This is a genomic window from Mameliella sp. AT18 (assembly GCF_028807275.1).
GTDB lineage: Bacteria > Pseudomonadota > Alphaproteobacteria > Rhodobacterales > Rhodobacteraceae > Antarctobacter > Antarctobacter albus.
Genome location: NZ_JARAMO010000329.1, coordinates 1 through 15,693, shown reverse-complemented (window position 1 = coordinate 15,693; position 15,693 = coordinate 1). Strand labels below are relative to the sequence as shown.

18 protein-coding genes are annotated in these 15,693 nt (G+C 66.5%); 15 read left to right on the top strand and 3 right to left on the bottom strand.

Annotated features, from left to right (window positions below):
• Positions 1-18: 18 nt before the first annotated feature.
• Positions 19-783 carry a hypothetical protein gene (locus PVW46_RS27935; protein ID WP_069208559.1) on the bottom strand — a complete coding sequence of 255 codons (765 nt, stop codon included), beginning with the start codon at positions 781-783 and terminating at the stop codon, positions 19-21.
• Positions 784-836: 53 nt separating this feature from the next.
• On the opposite strand from PVW46_RS27935, the gene PVW46_RS27930 reads away from it, so the two are divergent.
• The 15 genes from PVW46_RS27930 (at position 837) to PVW46_RS27860 (ending at position 12,959) form a co-directional block, all read left to right on the top strand.
• Positions 837-1,028, top strand: a complete 192-nt coding sequence (locus PVW46_RS27930; protein WP_043143199.1) for a DUF6494 family protein — start codon at positions 837-839, stop codon at positions 1,026-1,028.
• Positions 1,025-2,098, top strand: a complete 1,074-nt coding sequence (locus tag PVW46_RS27925; protein WP_069208560.1) for an Mrp/NBP35 family ATP-binding protein — start codon at positions 1,025-1,027, stop codon at positions 2,096-2,098. Before PVW46_RS27930 ends, PVW46_RS27925 begins: the two co-directional genes overlap by 4 nt.
• 5 nt (positions 2,099-2,103) lie before the next feature.
• On the top strand, positions 2,104-2,805 hold the full coding sequence (locus PVW46_RS27920) for a biotin/lipoate--protein ligase family protein (RefSeq protein ID WP_069208581.1): 702 nt from the start codon (positions 2,104-2,106) through the stop codon (positions 2,803-2,805).
• The gene (locus PVW46_RS27915; RefSeq protein ID WP_069208561.1) at positions 2,802-3,281 is read left to right on the top strand and encodes a DUF6505 family protein; all 480 of its coding nucleotides are present in this window, start codon (positions 2,802-2,804) and stop codon (positions 3,279-3,281) included. The genes PVW46_RS27920 and PVW46_RS27915 overlap by 4 nt, the downstream gene beginning before the upstream one ends.
• A complete protein-coding gene (locus tag PVW46_RS27910; RefSeq protein WP_069208562.1) occupies positions 3,262-5,253 on the top strand; it encodes a sensor histidine kinase in 1,992 nt (663 codons plus the stop codon). Before PVW46_RS27915 ends, PVW46_RS27910 begins: the two co-directional genes overlap by 20 nt.
• 94 nt (positions 5,254-5,347) lie before the next feature.
• Positions 5,348-6,400, top strand: coding sequence for an acyltransferase family protein (locus PVW46_RS27905; protein WP_274578286.1), 1,053 nt, complete (start codon positions 5,348-5,350; stop codon positions 6,398-6,400).
• A gap of 180 nt (positions 6,401-6,580) precedes the next feature.
• A complete protein-coding gene (locus PVW46_RS27900) occupies positions 6,581-6,733 on the top strand; it encodes a hypothetical protein (RefSeq protein WP_274578285.1) in 153 nt (50 codons plus the stop codon).
• Positions 6,724-6,885 (top strand): hemin uptake protein HemP, encoded by a 162-nt coding sequence (hemP, locus tag PVW46_RS27895; protein ID WP_083242201.1) that lies wholly within the window; start codon positions 6,724-6,726, stop codon positions 6,883-6,885. Before PVW46_RS27900 ends, hemP begins: the two co-directional genes overlap by 10 nt.
• Positions 6,882-7,364 carry a hypothetical protein gene (locus tag PVW46_RS27890; protein WP_069208564.1) on the top strand — a complete coding sequence of 161 codons (483 nt, stop codon included), beginning with the start codon at positions 6,882-6,884 and terminating at the stop codon, positions 7,362-7,364. Before hemP ends, PVW46_RS27890 begins: the two co-directional genes overlap by 4 nt.
• A 29-nt stretch (positions 7,365-7,393) precedes the next feature.
• The gene (locus PVW46_RS27885) at positions 7,394-8,665 is read left to right on the top strand and encodes an imelysin family protein (protein ID WP_443137069.1); all 1,272 of its coding nucleotides are present in this window, start codon (positions 7,394-7,396) and stop codon (positions 8,663-8,665) included.
• A 20-nt stretch (positions 8,666-8,685) separates the two neighbouring features.
• Positions 8,686-8,961: a (2Fe-2S)-binding protein gene (locus tag PVW46_RS27880; protein ID WP_074620694.1), complete on the top strand. Its 276-nt coding sequence runs from the start codon at positions 8,686-8,688 to the stop codon at positions 8,959-8,961.
• Positions 8,928-9,413: a bacterioferritin gene (gene bfr / locus PVW46_RS27875; protein WP_043143194.1), complete on the top strand. Its 486-nt coding sequence runs from the start codon at positions 8,928-8,930 to the stop codon at positions 9,411-9,413. The genes PVW46_RS27880 and bfr overlap by 34 nt, the downstream gene beginning before the upstream one ends.
• Complete coding sequence (locus tag PVW46_RS27870; RefSeq protein WP_069208565.1) at positions 9,400-10,914, top strand: di-heme oxidoreductase family protein; 1,515 nt, start codon at positions 9,400-9,402, stop codon at positions 10,912-10,914. Before bfr ends, PVW46_RS27870 begins: the two co-directional genes overlap by 14 nt.
• 1 nt (position 10,915) lies before the next feature.
• Complete coding sequence (locus tag PVW46_RS27865) at positions 10,916-11,905, top strand: imelysin family protein (RefSeq protein WP_069208566.1); 990 nt, start codon at positions 10,916-10,918, stop codon at positions 11,903-11,905.
• Position 11,906: 1 nt separating this feature from the next.
• The gene (locus PVW46_RS27860; RefSeq protein ID WP_069208567.1) at positions 11,907-12,959 is read left to right on the top strand and encodes a DUF1513 domain-containing protein; all 1,053 of its coding nucleotides are present in this window, start codon (positions 11,907-11,909) and stop codon (positions 12,957-12,959) included.
• Positions 12,960-12,965: 6 nt separating this feature from the next.
• Here PVW46_RS27860 and PVW46_RS27855 read toward each other — a convergent pair whose 3' ends face one another.
• Both PVW46_RS27855 and PVW46_RS27850 read right to left on the bottom strand, forming a co-directional pair.
• Complete coding sequence (locus PVW46_RS27855; RefSeq protein WP_069208568.1) at positions 12,966-14,138, bottom strand: acetate/propionate family kinase; 1,173 nt, start codon at positions 14,136-14,138, stop codon at positions 12,966-12,968.
• Positions 14,138-15,526: a bifunctional enoyl-CoA hydratase/phosphate acetyltransferase gene (locus PVW46_RS27850; protein WP_069208569.1), complete on the bottom strand. Its 1,389-nt coding sequence runs from the start codon at positions 15,524-15,526 to the stop codon at positions 14,138-14,140. The genes PVW46_RS27855 and PVW46_RS27850 overlap by 1 nt, the downstream gene beginning before the upstream one ends.
• Positions 15,527-15,693 lie beyond the last annotated feature (167 nt).

The window sequence follows — 15,693 nt, the reverse complement described above, 5'->3', positions numbered from 1 at the left end:
CCCGCCCTGCCCCGGACGCTACTGGAACTCCAGCGGCGCGCCCAGGTCCGCGGCCTGAATCGCGGCGACATAGGCGACGATGGCCTCGACCTCGTCCAGCGTCATGCGGACCGGCGCGATGGGCGAGGGCCGGTTGTCGGGAAAGGGCAGTGTCACCCCCTCGACCACGGTGAAGGCCGGGTGCGGATTCAGCGCGTAGAAGGCATAGAACCGATCCTCCCAGTCCGGCAGCGCCCGCAGCACCATGAAACTGGGGGTCGAACCGATGCCGAAGCCGCGCGTCTTTTCGTCGATCACATGGCAGCGGACGCATTTGGCGCGGCTGACCCTGTGACCCAGTTTCGCGTCGCCGTCGATCACCACGGTCTCGACATCTTCGGTCTCTTCCGGCGGCGGGCCGAACAGCGGCGCACCGTCGGGTGCGAAACTTGCCACCGTGTTGAGGCCGACCTCGGATGTCAGCCAGTCCGCGAAACGCCCGGTGCCCGCGTGATCCGCAGAGGTCACCTCAAGGTGCCAGACCCGTTCCGGCCCCGCGAACAGCGGATCCCCCGTTGCGCCCAGCGCGATATCGGCCTTTTCCGGGTCCTCGACCAGTTCCACCCGCACCCGCGTCTTGAGCGTGAAGCGCGGAAGGATATGTTGGACAAGACCGCTGTCGACAAGCGCCGCGGGCGCATGCAGGCGGACGGGGCGCGGGTCGTCCTGGGCGACAAGCGCGAGGGGAACAAGCGACAGGCCAAGCGCAAGTGCGCTGGAAATGAAAGAAAGACGCAGGGTCATCGGGTCATGCTAGGCCCCCGCCCTGCCATGCGTCAAATGAAAGGGACCAGACCATGAGCGAAGACTTCAACATGTCGATGCGCAAGTTTCTGAAGCAGGTCGGCGTGACCTCGCAGCAGGCCATCGAGGAAGCGATGCGCAATACCGATACCGCCGGCAAGACCTATGCCGTCAAGGCCGTCGTGACGATCCCCGAACTGGGCCTGAGCCACGAGGTCACCGGCGAGATCAAGGGTCAGGAATGACCCGGACGACGCTTGGACGCGACGCCGTCCTGGAAGTGCTGAAAACCGTCGCCGACCCGGTTGCGGGCGGCGACATCGTGGCCAGTGGCGTGATGCGGGCGCTGAATGTCGAGGATGGCAATGTCCGCTTCGTCATGGAAATCGCGCCGCAACACGCCGAGGCCTATGGCAAGGTCAAGGCCGAGGCAGAGGCCCGGCTGGGCGCGTTGGACGGGGTCGAAAAGGTCGCCATCGTGCTGACCGGCCACTCCGAAAAGGCACCGCCGGACCTTGGCATGAAGAAAAAGGCCGAACCGCAGGGCCCGCAGAAGATCCCCGGGGTGGACCACATCATCGCCATTGCCAGCGGCAAGGGCGGCGTGGGCAAATCCACCGTCTCCTCGAACCTCGCCTGTGCGCTGGCGGCGCAGGGGCGGCGCGTCGGCCTGCTGGATGCGGACGTCTACGGGCCCTCGCAGCCGCGGATGCTGGGCGTCTCGGGGCGGCCCGCCTCGCCCGACGGCAAGACAATCCTGCCCCTGCGCAATCACGGCGTCACCATGATGTCGATTGGCCTGATGACCAACGAGGACCAGGCCGTGGTCTGGCGCGGGCCGATGCTGATGGGCGCGCTGCAACAGATGATGATGCAGGTGCAATGGGGCGCGCTGGACGTGCTGCTGGTGGATCTGCCGCCGGGCACCGGCGACGTGCAGATGACGCTGAGCCAGAAGGCGCATGTCGATGGCGCGATCATCGTCAGCACGCCGCAGGACGTGGCGCTGCTGGACGCGCGCAAGGGCATCGACATGTTCCGGCAGCTAAATGTTCCGATCCTTGGTATGATCGAGAACATGAGCACGCATATCTGTTCCAACTGTGGACATGAGGAACATGTCTTTGGCCACGGCGGCGTGGCGGCAGAGGCCCAAAAGCTGGGCGTGCCCCTCTTGGCCGAGGTGCCGCTGGACCTGCAGATCCGGCTGGCAAGCGACGGCGGCGCGCCGATCGTGACCTCAAAGCCCGACAGCGCCCAGGCGCAGGCCTTCCACGCCATCGCCAGCGCGCTGGTGGCAGAGGGCGTCGCATGAGCGGGATCACCGAGCCGCTGACCTTCCCGCCCGCGATGAGCGGCGAGGAGGTCGGCGGCGATCCCTTTGACGGCGCGGTGATGCGGGCGATCCGGGGCTGCGACGCGGGCCTTGTCTGCTATCGCATCGCCGCGGACCGCATGGGCGCCGCGCTGGTCATGACGCCCGAGGTGCCGCTGAAACAGGCCATGGTCATGCTGCCGCTTTGCGGCGTGGGGTTCCAGAACGCGCTTGGCGCGCTGGCCCCGCCCGAGGTGGCGGTCCACCTGGCCTGGGCGGGCGGCATCCTGGTCAACGGCGCCGCCTGCGGCGCCTTCCGAGCCTGTGCCTCGACCCAGGACCCCGAGGAATTCCCCGACTGGCTGGTGGTCGGGTTCGAGTTGCCCCTGACCCTGGCCGCCATTCCGGGCGAGGTGCCCGACCAGACGGCCCTGTTCGAGGAAGGCTGCGCCGAGGTCGCGCCCGAACGTCTGGTCGAGGCCTGGGCGCGGCACACGCTGAACTGGATTGCCCGCTGGGAAGACGAAGGCGCCAAGGCGCTGCATTCGGAATGGCGTGGTCTTGCGCATGGATTGGGGGAAACCGTGGTGCAGGACGGCTGGCCCGGCACCTTTCTTGGCGTGGACGAGGCGTTCGGGATGCTCCTGCGCGACAGCGAGACCACCCACCTGATCCCCTTGACGACCCTTCTGGAGGAGGCCCCATGAAACTGGCCCGTGCCATCCATTTCGACGAAAGCGACCAGCATGTCTTTGCCAGCCCCGCGCGCACAGGCGAGTGGTGCATCTCCGGCGGGTTCGAGTTTTCCAACTGGACCGAGGGCGACCTGGCCGGCAAGTCACGGCAGGCCTTTGCCAACGGCTGGTTCGGGCTGGAAACCGGCGGGCGGGTGACATTCGTCGCCGTGACCGAAGCCGAACCGGCAGAGGTCAATGCCTTGACGGACCTGCTGGCACAGCATTTCGTGACCTACTACGGCGCGCCCTCCCTCGAGGCGGCACGACCCGTCGCACAGGACGAGATCGCCCACATGGCCGATCTCTGCGAGGACCACCCGGCCAATACCCTGCTGACCGTCGCCCGGGAACTGACCGACTCCGGCGTGCGCGAGGCCTACCGCGTGATCGAGGCGCAGGCGGCCGGGCTGGAACAATTCGCGATTCATGGATCGCTCGACGAGTAATCGGCCAAGGCGCGGGCGCGTGCCCGCGCTGTCGGTGCGCCTGCGCCTCCTGGTGCTGGCGCTGGCACCGCTGACGGTGCTGATGCCGCTGTTGCTGGTGCTGGGCATGACGCGCTGGACCAGTGACTACGACGAACTGCTGATCGCCAACGTCGAATCCGACCTGCGCATCGCCGAGCAATACCTGGCCCGCATCATGGAGACGACCGGCGATGAGCTGACCGGTGTCGCCGAAAGCGCCGAGTTCGGGCGCGTTCTGGCAGCCAGCGGCCCGGCGCTCGACAGCTACCTTGCCGAAAAGCGCGAGGCGCTGGAACTGGATTTCCTCTATTACCTGTCAGAGGAGGCGACGCTGGGCGATGCCTCGCGCTGGCCGGTGATCGTGGCGGCGCTGGATGGCCGCCCCGCGACCGAGATCGACATCCTCTCGGGCGCGGACCTGGCCGCCCTGCCCGGTCTGCTGGATGCCCGCGCCCGTATCCCGCTGATCGAGACGGAGGCCGCCGTCCCCACCGAACGCGAGGTCGAGGATCGCGGCATGGTGGTGCATTCCGCGGCGCCGGTCCTGCTGGACGGTCATCACGGCGTGCTGGTGGGGGGCATCCTCTTGAACCGCAACCTGCAGTTCATCGACACGATCAACGCGCTGGTCTACCTGAATGCCGTGACCGGCGGCGAACGCCAGGGCACGGCGACGCTGTTCCTGGACGATGTGCGTGTCTCGACCAACGTGCGGCTATTCGAGGACGTGCGCGCGCTGGGAACGCGGGTGTCGGCGGTGGTGCGGCAACAGGTTCTTGGCGAGGGCAAGACCTGGCTGGACCGCGCCTTCGTGGTCAACGACTGGTACATCTCGGGCTACCTGCCGCTGACCGACAGTTTCGGCGAGCGCGTGGGAATGCTCTATGTCGGCTTTCTGGAGGCGCCCTTCGCGGCGGAAAAACGCGACGCGATCCTGTGGATGCTGGCGGCCTTCGTCGGCGTTCTGGTCCTGTCGGTGCCGCTGTTCCTGACCCTGGCGCGGGGCATCTTTGCGCCGCTGGAACGGATCACCCGCACCATGCAGCGCGTGGGCCGCGGCGACCTCTCGGCCCGCTACGGCGATGTGGGCGCGCGCGACGAGATCGGCCAGGTGGCGGCGCATCTGGACGACCTGCTGGGCCAGGTCCAGGACCGCGACAAGCGCCTGCGCGCCTGGGCGGATGAGCTGAACCAGCGTGTCGAGGAACGCACCGCCGAGTTGCGCGAGGCCAATGCCAAGCTGGAAGAGACCTATCGGCAACTGGTCATGAACGAGAAACTCGCCTCGATCGGGGAAATCACCGCTGGCGTCGCGCATGAGATCAACAACCCCGTCGCGGTCATCCAGGGCAATGTCGACGTGATCCGCGAGACGCTGGGCGACAAGGCGCAACCGGTCAAGACAGAGCTGGACCTGGTCGACCGGCAAGTCGCCCGCATCGACGCGATGGTCGGCAAGCTGCTGCAATTCGCCCGCCCCGGAGAATTCCACGCCTACGAGGACTCTGTCTCGCTTGGCCCGCTGGTCGAGGATTGCCTGCTGCTGGTCGAACATGTGCTGTCGAAAAGCGCCATCCGGGTCGAAACCGATTTTCACGAAGCGCCCGAGGTGCATGTCGATCCCGGCGAGATGCAGCAGGTCATCATCAACCTCGTCATGAACGCCACGCAGGCGATGGGCCATGACGGCACGCTGACCCTGACCCTGAGCGCCGAAGACAGAGACGGCAGGCCGGGCGCCTGCCTGAGCGTGCAGGACAGCGGCCCGGGCCTGTCCGAAGGCGCGATGGAGGCGGTCTTTGACCCGTTCTTCACCACCAAGCAGGGCGAAGGCACCGGGCTGGGCCTGTCGATTTCTCAGACACTGGTGCAGCGGGCGGGCGGGCTGATCACGGCAACCAATACCCCCGAGGGCGGCGCCCTGTTCCGGGTCTGGCTGCCCGCGGCATGAGCCCCGCGTATTTCACCAAAGCGGCCCTTTGCGGCCCTGTACCCGCCACTTTCCCGCGCCATGACGGGGCCAGGATATGCGCAAGGATCGCGGGATGACAGGACAGGCCAGCCTTCCCCAAGGCACCCTGCCGGGTGCGACCAGCCCCGCCGGGGCGCTGGCCGCCGACCTGCGCACCTTGACCGCCTTTCGCTTTTTCGCCGCCTTCTGGGTCTTTCTGTTCCATGTCCGCGTGCGGATCGAACCGGGCACGGGGCTGGGCTGGGACATCGTCGAGAACGGCGCGCGGGGGGTGGATTTCTTCTTTATCCTGTCGGGGTTCATCATCGCCCATGTCTACGAAGGGCAGATCACCTCGGGGCGGTTCTCTTTGCGGCGGTTCCTGTGGAAACGCTTTGCGCGCATCTATCCGCTGCACCTGGCGATGCTGCTGATCTTCCTGGCCCTGGCGGTGCTGGGCAACAACCGGCATGACGGGGTGATCGCCTCTGTGCTGATGCTGCACAGCTGGGCGCTGACAGAGGGGCTGGTGCTGAACGGGCCCAGCTGGACGATCTCGGCCGAGATGTTCGCCTATCTGCTTTTCGGGCTGCTGGCGGTGCGCCGCTACCCGACATGGGCGCTGCTGATCGCCCTGGCGCTCAGCGCCGTCGGGGTGCATCTCTTTGCGCTCAGCCTAGGCAAGACGGCATTCCTGCACCTGACCTGGGATTTCGGCGCCCTGCGCATCCTGCCCCTGTTCATCCTGGGCATGGTGCTGCGCCGGATCGCGCCGCAGGTGTCGATGCGGCTGGGGCTTGTCGCCGGGGCGGTCGGGCTGCTGACCCTGCCCCTGCTGGCCGGCCAGCTCGACCCGGGGTATGAATTGCTGCTGCCCTTCTGCCTGCTGATCGTGGCGGGCGCGCGTCTTTCCGAGGCGCCCTGGCTGCCCACGAACAGCCGGGTCATGGTCTATCTCGGAGAGATTTCCTACTCGACCTACATGATCCACGTCCTGGTGATCAAAGCCTGCTATGACTACGCGCCCAAGCTGGGGTTTGCGACCCCCGGTTGGCCGCTGGTGGGGGTGATCGTGATCGCCGGATCGGCGCTCAGCTACCACCTGATCGAACGCCCCGCGCGCCGGTTTCTCAACCGTTTCCTATGAACACCTCTGCCGGGGCGCCCCGGTGGAATCCGCCCTGATTCCGTGGGGTTGCCCGCGGGTTTTTATCCGACTAAAATTGTCGGATTGACAAATCATACAGAAATAGTCAGCTTTATGTCATCCCAGCCAGCCCCTCGAATCCGGGCCAAGCCAATGACGTAATCCGGCACGCGGAGACCCATGATGCTGAACGCCAGCGACATTGCCGCAGATCCCCGGACCCCCGGCGGGGGCGACCGGCGGCCCGTGACACTTGGCTTTTCCACCCTGTTTTCCATCGAACGCCTGTTCGACCGGATCGAAGACAATTCGGAGGGACGGACATGGGACTGAACACCGCCCCCGACAACAGCCAGGCGGACCCCCTGCCCGTCTATGACGCCCGAGACCTGACCGAGGGCGGCGACCTGGCCCGCATCCGCCTGGCCGACCAATTGTATATCCTGCGCATCACCCGCGCCGGCAAACTGATCCTGACGAAATGAGCGGCATGGTCGAAAGAGGCGGCGCGCCGGTCGGTTACCTGTCAGAGCTTGGCCCGGTCGAGGCAGGCGCGGTCCTGTACCTGCGGCTGTGGAACGACGGCGATGCCGCCCGCACCGAGGTCTGGAGCGATTTCGCCCGACACCTGGGCAGCACCGAGGGCCGCCATGCCCTGGGCGTCTTCGAGGACCTCTGTGCGCTTTGCGCGCGCCATTGCCGGCGCCCGCTGATGCGCCACCACGTCACCTGCAAATGCCTGGGCGCCGACGAGTCCTGCTTTGCCACCTTCATCGGATACGCCAGCGAAGGCCAGCGCGAGGATGCGCTGTTGCTGGCGATGACGCTGGTGCGGCCCGACATCGCCCCGATCCTGGCCGCGCTGGCCGAGGAGTTCGGCCTGGCGCTGCGCCGCATGACCAGCCGAACCCCCGCCGGGACACCGCGCAAAGCGGGCCCGAACGCTCCGCGGACACTGCACTAGCAAACGCCAAGAGGACAAAGACAGTGAAGATCAAGACCACCCGGACCCTTGCGACCAGCGCGCTGGCGCTGACCCTTGCCACCGGATCCGCCCTTGCCGAGGTTTCCAGGGCCGAGGTTCTGGACAATTACGCCGACATCGCCGAGGCCATCTACGGCGACAGCCTGATCGCCGCCCAGCGCCTGCAAATGGCCGTCGACGCGCTGATCGCGGACCCTTCGGCGGAAACCCTGCAGGCGGCGAAATCCGCCTGGCTGGCCGCCCGCGTCCCCTACCAGCAGAGCGAAGTCTACCGTTTCGGCAATGCAATCGTCGACGACTGGGAAGGCAAGGTGAACGCCTGGCCGCTGGACGAAGGCCTGATCGACTACGTTGACGTGACCTATGGCGGCCCGACCGACGAAAACGCGCTGGCCGCGATGAATGTCGTCGCCTCGCCCTCGCTGACCATCTCGGGCGAGACCGTGGATGCGGCCGAGATCACCCCTGCCCTGCTGTCCGACACCCTGCACGAGGCCGACGGCGTCGAGGCCAACGTGGCCACTGGCTATCACGCCATCGAGTTCCTGCTCTGGGGCCAGGACCTGAACGGCCATGCACATGGCGCCGGCAACCGCCCCTGGACCGACTATGCCCGGGGCGAAGCCTGCACCAACGACAACTGCGACCGCCGCGGAGACTACCTCAAGGCCGCGACCGACCTGCTGGTCTCGGACCTCGAATGGATCACCGCGCAGTGGGCAGAGGGCGGCGAGGCCCGCAGCACCCTGATGGCAGACGAGGCTGCCGGGATCACGGCGATGCTGACCGGCATGGGCTCGCTCTCTTACGGGGAACAGGCGGGCGAACGGATGCGCCTGGGCCTGATGCTGAACGACCCCGAGGAAGAGCACGACTGTTTCTCGGACAACACGCACAACAGCCACTACTACGACGGATTGGGCATCCAGAATGTCTATCTTGGCGAATATGTCCGCATCGACGGCTCGCTGGTCAGCGGCCCGTCCCTGGCAGACCTTGTCGCCGAAACCGATGCCGCGCTGGACGCCGAGATGCAGGGCAAGCTGGCGCGTACGATGATGGCACTTGGCCGGATCAAGTCCGCCGCCGAGGCCGGGTTCAGCTATGATATGATGCTGGAACGCGGCTCGGACGCCGGTGAAGCGCTGGTCATGGGCGGCGTCAACGGGTTGATCGACCAGACCCGCAGCATCGAACGCATCGTCGCCGTTCTGGGCGCCGAGGGCACCGCCATCGAAGGCTCGGACAGTCTCGACGACCCCGACGCCGTCTTCCAGTAAAACCAACCGGATCCGCCGCCATGATCATCTGTCATTGCCAGAACATCACCGATCACGACATTCATTCCGCCATCGATTGGATGCGGGCGGCGGACCCTGAAACCCTCATCACACCAGGCAAGATCTATCACGCATTGGGAAAGGCCGCGGATTGCGGCGGTTGCATGCCGCTTTTCCTTGGCACCATGCGCAAGAATCAAAACTTGGAAGTCCCCATGCACCTCCGTACCCTCAGGGATGGAGCAACACAGGAAACCCGACCATGCAAGGCGACCCGAAAGTCATCGACTACCTGAACCGCGCTCTGCGCAGCGAGCTGACGGCGATCAGCCAGTACTGGCTGCATTACAAGCTGCAAGAGGATTGGGGCCTGGGCCACATGGCCAAGAAGAGCCGCGAAGAAAGCATCGAAGAGATGAACCACGCGGACAAGCTGATGGAACGGATCGTCTTTCTGGAAGGCCACCCCAACCTGCAAAAGCTGGACCCGCTGCGCATCGGCCAGACGCCCAAGGAGACGCTGGAATGTGACCTGGCGGCCGAACAGGAGGCCCGCGCGCTCTACAAGGAGGCCCGCGAATACTGTCACGAGGCCGGCGACCACGTCACCAAGGAGCTGTTCGACCAGCTGCTGGCCGATGAAGAAGGTCATATCGACTTTCTCGAAACCCAGCTTGACCTGCACGACCGTGTCGGCGCCGAGAATTATGCCCACCTCAACGCATCGAAGATGGATGAAGCCGAGTAAGCTGGCCTGCCTTGCTGTCCTCATCGGGCCCGCCGCAGTGGCGGGCCCTCTTGATGAACCGCATCTGAAATTCACGCCCCGCACACCGGCAGAAGATGCACGCATCGCCAAAGTGCTGGCGCCGCCCACCGAATTCGGTTCGCCGGAACGGTTCGAGGACAAGCCCGCCGGCGCCGCGACGGTGCGGGTGACGCCGGATGCCAATGCCTTTTCCCTGCCTTCCGCCAGCCTCGATTTCGAGGATGAGCTGACCTTCAAGGTCGGCAACGGGCTGTTCCGCAAGATCTGGGTGTCTTCGCCCTCGTCCACGCTGGCCTCGGACGGGTTGGGGCCGCTGTATAACGCGCGCTCCTGCCAGCGCTGCCACATCAAGGACGGGCGCGGCCATCCCCCCGAAAGCCACGACGACAGCGCAGTGTCGATGTTCCTGCGGGTCTCGGTACCCGGCGGTCCCGACGACATGATCCCCGAGATCGAGGGCTATATCGCCAGCGCGCCAGAGCCGACTTACGGCACGCAGTTGCAGGATTTCAGCCTGCCGGGCCATGCTGCCGAATACCGCCTTCAGGTGGATTACAAAGAGATCACGGTGCCTTTGTCGGGGGGCGAAAGCGCCACCCTGCGCAAACCGACCTATACCGCGGCCGACCTGGGCTATGGCCCGCTGCACCCAAAAGCCATGCTCTCGCCCCGCGTCGCGCCGCAAATGATCGGACTGGGCCTGTTGGAGGCGATCCCGGCAGCGGAGATCCTGGCCGGGGCCGATCCCGGTGATGCCAATGACGACGGCATTTCGGGGCGGGCGAATATCGTCTGGTCGGTCGAATTCGACATGCCGATGCTGGGCCGGTTCGGCCACAAGGCGGGCAATCCGACGATCCTGGAACAGACGGCGGCGGCCTTTGTCGGCGACATCGGCATTTCCAGCCCCCTGTTCCCGGCGGGCGCGGGCGAATGCACCGATCTGCAGGCCGACTGTCAGGCCGCGCCGCATGGCGGTGGCGACGCGCGCGGTTTCGAGGTGGACGCCGAGGGGCTGGAGCTGACCGCCTTCTACAGCCGCAACCTGGGCGTGCCCGCGCGCCGTAACATGGATGACAGCCAAGTGCTGCGCGGCAAACAGGTCTTTCACAACACGGGTTGCGCCGCCTGCCACAGGCCGAAATTCGTGACCCACCGCCTGCCCGACCGGCCGGAACACAGTTTCCAGCTGATCTGGCCCTATACCGACATGCTCTTGCACGACATGGGCGCCGGTCTGGCGGACGGTCGGCCAGAGGCGCGGGCCACGGGCCGCGAATGGCGGACCGCGCCGCTCTGGGGGATCGGTTTGACGGAACAGGTCTCGGGGCATACCACATTCCTGCACGATGGCCGCGCGCAGTCCCTGCTGGAGGCGATCCTCTGGCATGGGGGCGAGGCGCAGTCACAACGCGACGCCGTCACCCGGATGCCGCCGCCCGACCGCAACGCCCTGATCGCCTTTCTGGAAAGCCTCTGACATGCGCAACAGCCTTTTCGCCCTCGTGTTTGCCGCCTCGCCGGCCTTGGCCCAGGCGCCCGACGTGGGTGCCATCGTCGATGCTCATATCCTGCCCGGCTACCAGGCGCTGGCCGAGAGCACCGCCGCGCTGGCCACCACAGCCGAACAGCACTGCGCGACAGACGATCCCAAGCTGCAAGAGGCCTATGGCGCGGGGTTCGACGCCTGGATCGCGGTCAGCCATTTGCGGTTCGGCCCCTCGGAACAGGGCGACCGGGCCTTTGCCCTGGCCTTCTGGCCCGACAGCCGGGGCGCCACGCCCAAGGCGCTGGGACAGTTGATCCGGGACGAGGACCCGGTGGTTCAAAGCCTCGACAGTTTCCAGAACGTCTCGATCGCGGCACGCGGCTTTTACGCGATGGAGTTCCTGCTCTACGACGACCAGTTCAGCGCCGCGGGCAGCGAGGCCTACCGCTGTGCGCTGGTCCAGGTCATGAGCGCGGATATCGCAGCCACCTCGGCGGCGATCCTCGCGGACTGGGAAACCGGCTATGCCGACCTGATGCGCCAGCCCGGCAACGACACCTACCGCACGGCGGAAGAAGCAGCGAAACAGCTGTTCACCGCGTTGGCTACGGGCCTCGAATTCACCGGCGACACGCGGATCGGGCGCCCGATGGGCAGTTATGACCGCCCCCGCCCGATGCGCGCCGAGACCCGCCGCTCTGGCCGGTCGCTGCGCCATGTCGTGCTGTCGCTGGCGGCGCTGCGCGACCTTGGCGCGCGGCTGTCCGGTGGGGACACCGTGCTCGACACTGCCTTTGCCCGCGCCCTGACCCGCGCCGACAATCTGGACGATCCGGTCTTTGCCGGGGTCAGCGATCCGCAAGGCCGCATCCGCATCGAGGCCCTGCAACAGCGCATTTCCGAGATTCGCGAGATCGTTGCGCAGGATCTCGGCCCCCGGCTGGGCATCGCGGCCGGGTTCAATTCGATGGACGGGGACTGAAATGGCCAACCGACGCCACTTTCTGGCCGGGTTGCTGGCCGCCACCGCCTGCCCGCGCCCGACATGGGCCGAGGCGGGTTCGCCCGCCTTTCTCTCTGCCGCGATGACGCGCGACGGGCGCTACCAGCTGTGCGGGCTGAGCGCCGCAAGCCAGATCACCTTTGCCTGCCCCCTGCCCGATCGGGGCCATGCCGCCGCCGCACATCCGGAACAGCCCCTTGCGGTGGGGTTCGCCCGCCGTCCGGGGCGCTTTGCGGTGGTACTGGACTGCGTGACCGGCAACGAAATCGCCCGGTTCGACGCCCCCAAGGGGCGGCATTTCTACGGCCACGGCGCCTTTTCACCCGATGGCTCGCGGCTCTACACGGCGGAAAACGACTATGCCTCTGCGCGCGGCGTGATCGGCGTCTGGTCGATGGACGGCAAGCGGCTGGGTGAGTTCGACAGTCACGGCACCGGGCCGCATGACATCCGACTGATGCCGGACGGCCAGACGCTGGTGGTGGCAAACGGCGGGATCGAGACCCATCCCGACGCCGGACGGACCAAGCTGAACATCCCGCTGATGGAGCCTTCGCTCGCTTTCCTCACGCTGGAGGGCGCGTTGTTGGACCAACAGCGGCTGGAGCGGTCCCTGCACAAGAACTCGATCCGTCACCTGGCGGTCGGGCCGGATGGCACCGTGGCCTTCGCGATGCAATGGCAAGGTGATCTGTCCAAGGACCCGCCGCTGATCGGTGTCACCCGACAAGGCGGCACCCCGCGCCTCTTCACCGCCCCGCCTGAACAGGCCGCGCGGATGCAGGGCTACGCGGGCAGCGTGGCGCTGTTGGCCGATACCCAAGAAGTTGCCATCACCTCTCCGCGCGGCGGGTTGGTACAGGTTTTTGACCTTGGCAGCGGCGCGTTGAAACGGACCATCGACATGGTGGATGTCTGCGGCGTGGCCGCGAGCGGCACGGGCTTTTTGCTGACCTCCGGCACCGGAGAGGTGCGGGGTGAAACCCATGTCACCCACGACCTGCATTGGGACAACCACCTGGTCCCGATCTGAGCCGGGTCAGCCGGCCCCCAGATCCATCGCGGCGCGGGCGATCACCAGTTCCTCGTTGGTGGGGATCACCAGTACCCGCACCCGCGACATGTCAGAGCTGATGACCGTCTCGTTGGCCGCATTGCGCGCCTCGTCCAGTTCGATCCCGATCCAGTGCAACCCCCGGCAAACCTGCGCCCGCACAGGCGCGGCGTTCTCTCCGATCCCGCCGGTAAAGACCACCGCATCCAGCCCTTCCAGCGCGGCGGCCAGCCCGCCCAGTTCCCGCCGGATGCGAAAGCAGAAATAGTCCACCGCCTCGCGGGCACGCGGATCATCCGAGGCCAGAAGCGTTCGCATGTCGCTGCTGATGCCCGAAAGGCCCAGCAGGCCAGAGTGGCGGTAAAGCAGTTCGGAAATCTCCGCCGCGTTCATCCCCTCGCTGTCCATCAGGTAGAGCACGACACCGGGGTCGAGTTGCCCCGACCGTGTCCCCATCGGCAAGCCGTCCAGCGCCGAAAATCCCATCGACGAGGCAATGGACCGACCGCCAAGCAGCCCGCACATCGAGGCGCCATTACCCAGGTGTGCGACCACTACCCGGCCCGCGTGCAGCGTCGGCGCCATCTCGGCCAGCGCGCCAGAGATGTAGTCATAGCTCAACCCGTGAAAGCCGTAGCGCCGCACGCCCTTTTCGTAATAGGCGCGCGGCAGGGCGAAAGTGTCGTTCACGAAGGGATGGTTGCGGTGAAAACCGGTGTCGAAACAGGCCACCTGCCGCGCCTCGGGAAAGGCCCTGAGCGCGGCCCGAATGCCGGCAAGGTTGTGCGGCTGATGCAAGGGCGCGAAAGGTTCCAGTTGCTCCAGCGCGCGCAGGACCTCGGGCGTGATGCGGGTCGGCGCGGCAAACTCCATACCGCCATGCACGACGCGATGCCCGACGACACCGATTTCGGCCTCGGGAAAGCGCCCCTTGACCTCGTGCAGGACAGCGGACAGCGCCCCGGCGTGATCGGCGGCGGCATGGCCCGGAAGGGCCGTATCCGCCAGTGCGGCGCCATCGGCATCCCGCAGATGCAACTGCGCCGCGCCGCCGATACGTTCGACCTGGCCGCGCGCCACCAGTTCCGGGTGGCGTCCGCGGAACAGCCCGAATTTCAGCGAGGACGACCCGGCGTTCAGGACCAGCGCATGCGCCATCACCGCGTCCCCGTGATGCGGGCATGGTGCAGCGCCGCCACCGCGCAGGAGGCCAGCCGAGACATGTCGTCGTCGGCGCGGCTGTTGAGGATGATCGGCACGCGCGCGCCCAGCACCAGCCCGGCCCCCTCGGCATGGCTGATGTAGGTCAGTTGCTTGGCCAGCATGTTGCCCGCGTCGATATCCGGCACCACCAGCACCTCGGCCCGGCCCGCAACCGGCGAGGAAATCCCCTTGGTCCGCGCGGCGGCGATGTCGACCGCGTTGTCCATCGCCAGGGGGCCGTCCACCAGCCCGCCGGTGATCTGCTTGCGCTCGGCCATCTTGGACAACAGAGCCGCATCGACCGAAGACGGGATATCGGGGTTCACCGTTTCCACCGCCGACAGCACGCCGACCTTGGGTTCCTCGATGCCGATGCTGATGGCCAGGTCGATGGCGTTCTGGACGATGTCCTTCTTGGCCTTCAGGTCGGGCGCGATGTTGATCGCCGCATCCGTCACCAGCAACGGATGCGCCAGCCCGGGCACGTCCATCACGAAGACATGGGTAAAGCGCCGCCCGGCGCGCAGGCCGGTCTGCTTGTCCAGGGCCGCGCGCAGCAGGTCATCGGTGTGCAGGTGACCCTTCATCAGCGCCCCCGCCCGACCCTGTGTCACCAGCGCCACGGCGCGGCGGGCGGCAGTGGCGTGATCCGGTTCGGCCACGATTTCGACCCCGTCAAGGCTCTGCCCCAGCTCTGCCGCCGTGGCCCCGATCTTGTCCGGGCAGCCGACAAGGATCGGCGTGATCAGCGTCTGATCGCGCGCCAGCAGCGCCCCGCCCAGCGAGTTCGGCTCTTCGGGTGCGATCACCGCCGTCACCAGCGGCGGCAAGGGCGCGGCACGGGCCAGCAGTTTCTCGAAATGCCGATGACGCTGGACGATCAGCCCCGGCAGATCGTGGCTGGAATAGCTGATCTTGCGGCGCGGCGCCTCGACCTCTGCCACACCGGAGAGGATCAGCGCGCCATCCGCCGGACGCGTGACCTCTGTCGCAAGGGTCACGATGCCGGTCTGTTCATTGCGGTCGGTGACGGTGACGCGGCTTTCCAGTTCGTCCCCGGCATGGGCGCGGTTGTGAAAGACAAGGCTTTGCGCGTGGTACAGCGTCCCGGCCCCCGGCAGCATGTTGCCCAACACCGCCGAGACCAGCGCGCCGACGAACATGCCGGGCACAACGGCCTCGGGCGCACCGTCGCCATCGCCGTCCACGTTGAACACATGCATCGGGTTGTGATTGCCGGAGACATTGGCAAAGACGATCAGGTCGTCCTGCGTACACAGGCGCCGCAACGAGGCCGTGTCCCCCGGCTCCAACTCGTCGAATGTCCTGTTTTCAATCTTCATGGCCTGCAATCCCTTTCCTCGAACCGCCCACGGACCGGCCCAGACCTAGAGGAGGTAGCGCCCCGCGACATGACGCAAGTCAATACCGGCCCAATGTGACGGGAGTTTCCGCAGGCGCGCAACCAGAGGGGCACAGGAAAAAGGCCCGGCACATGTGCCGGGCCTTT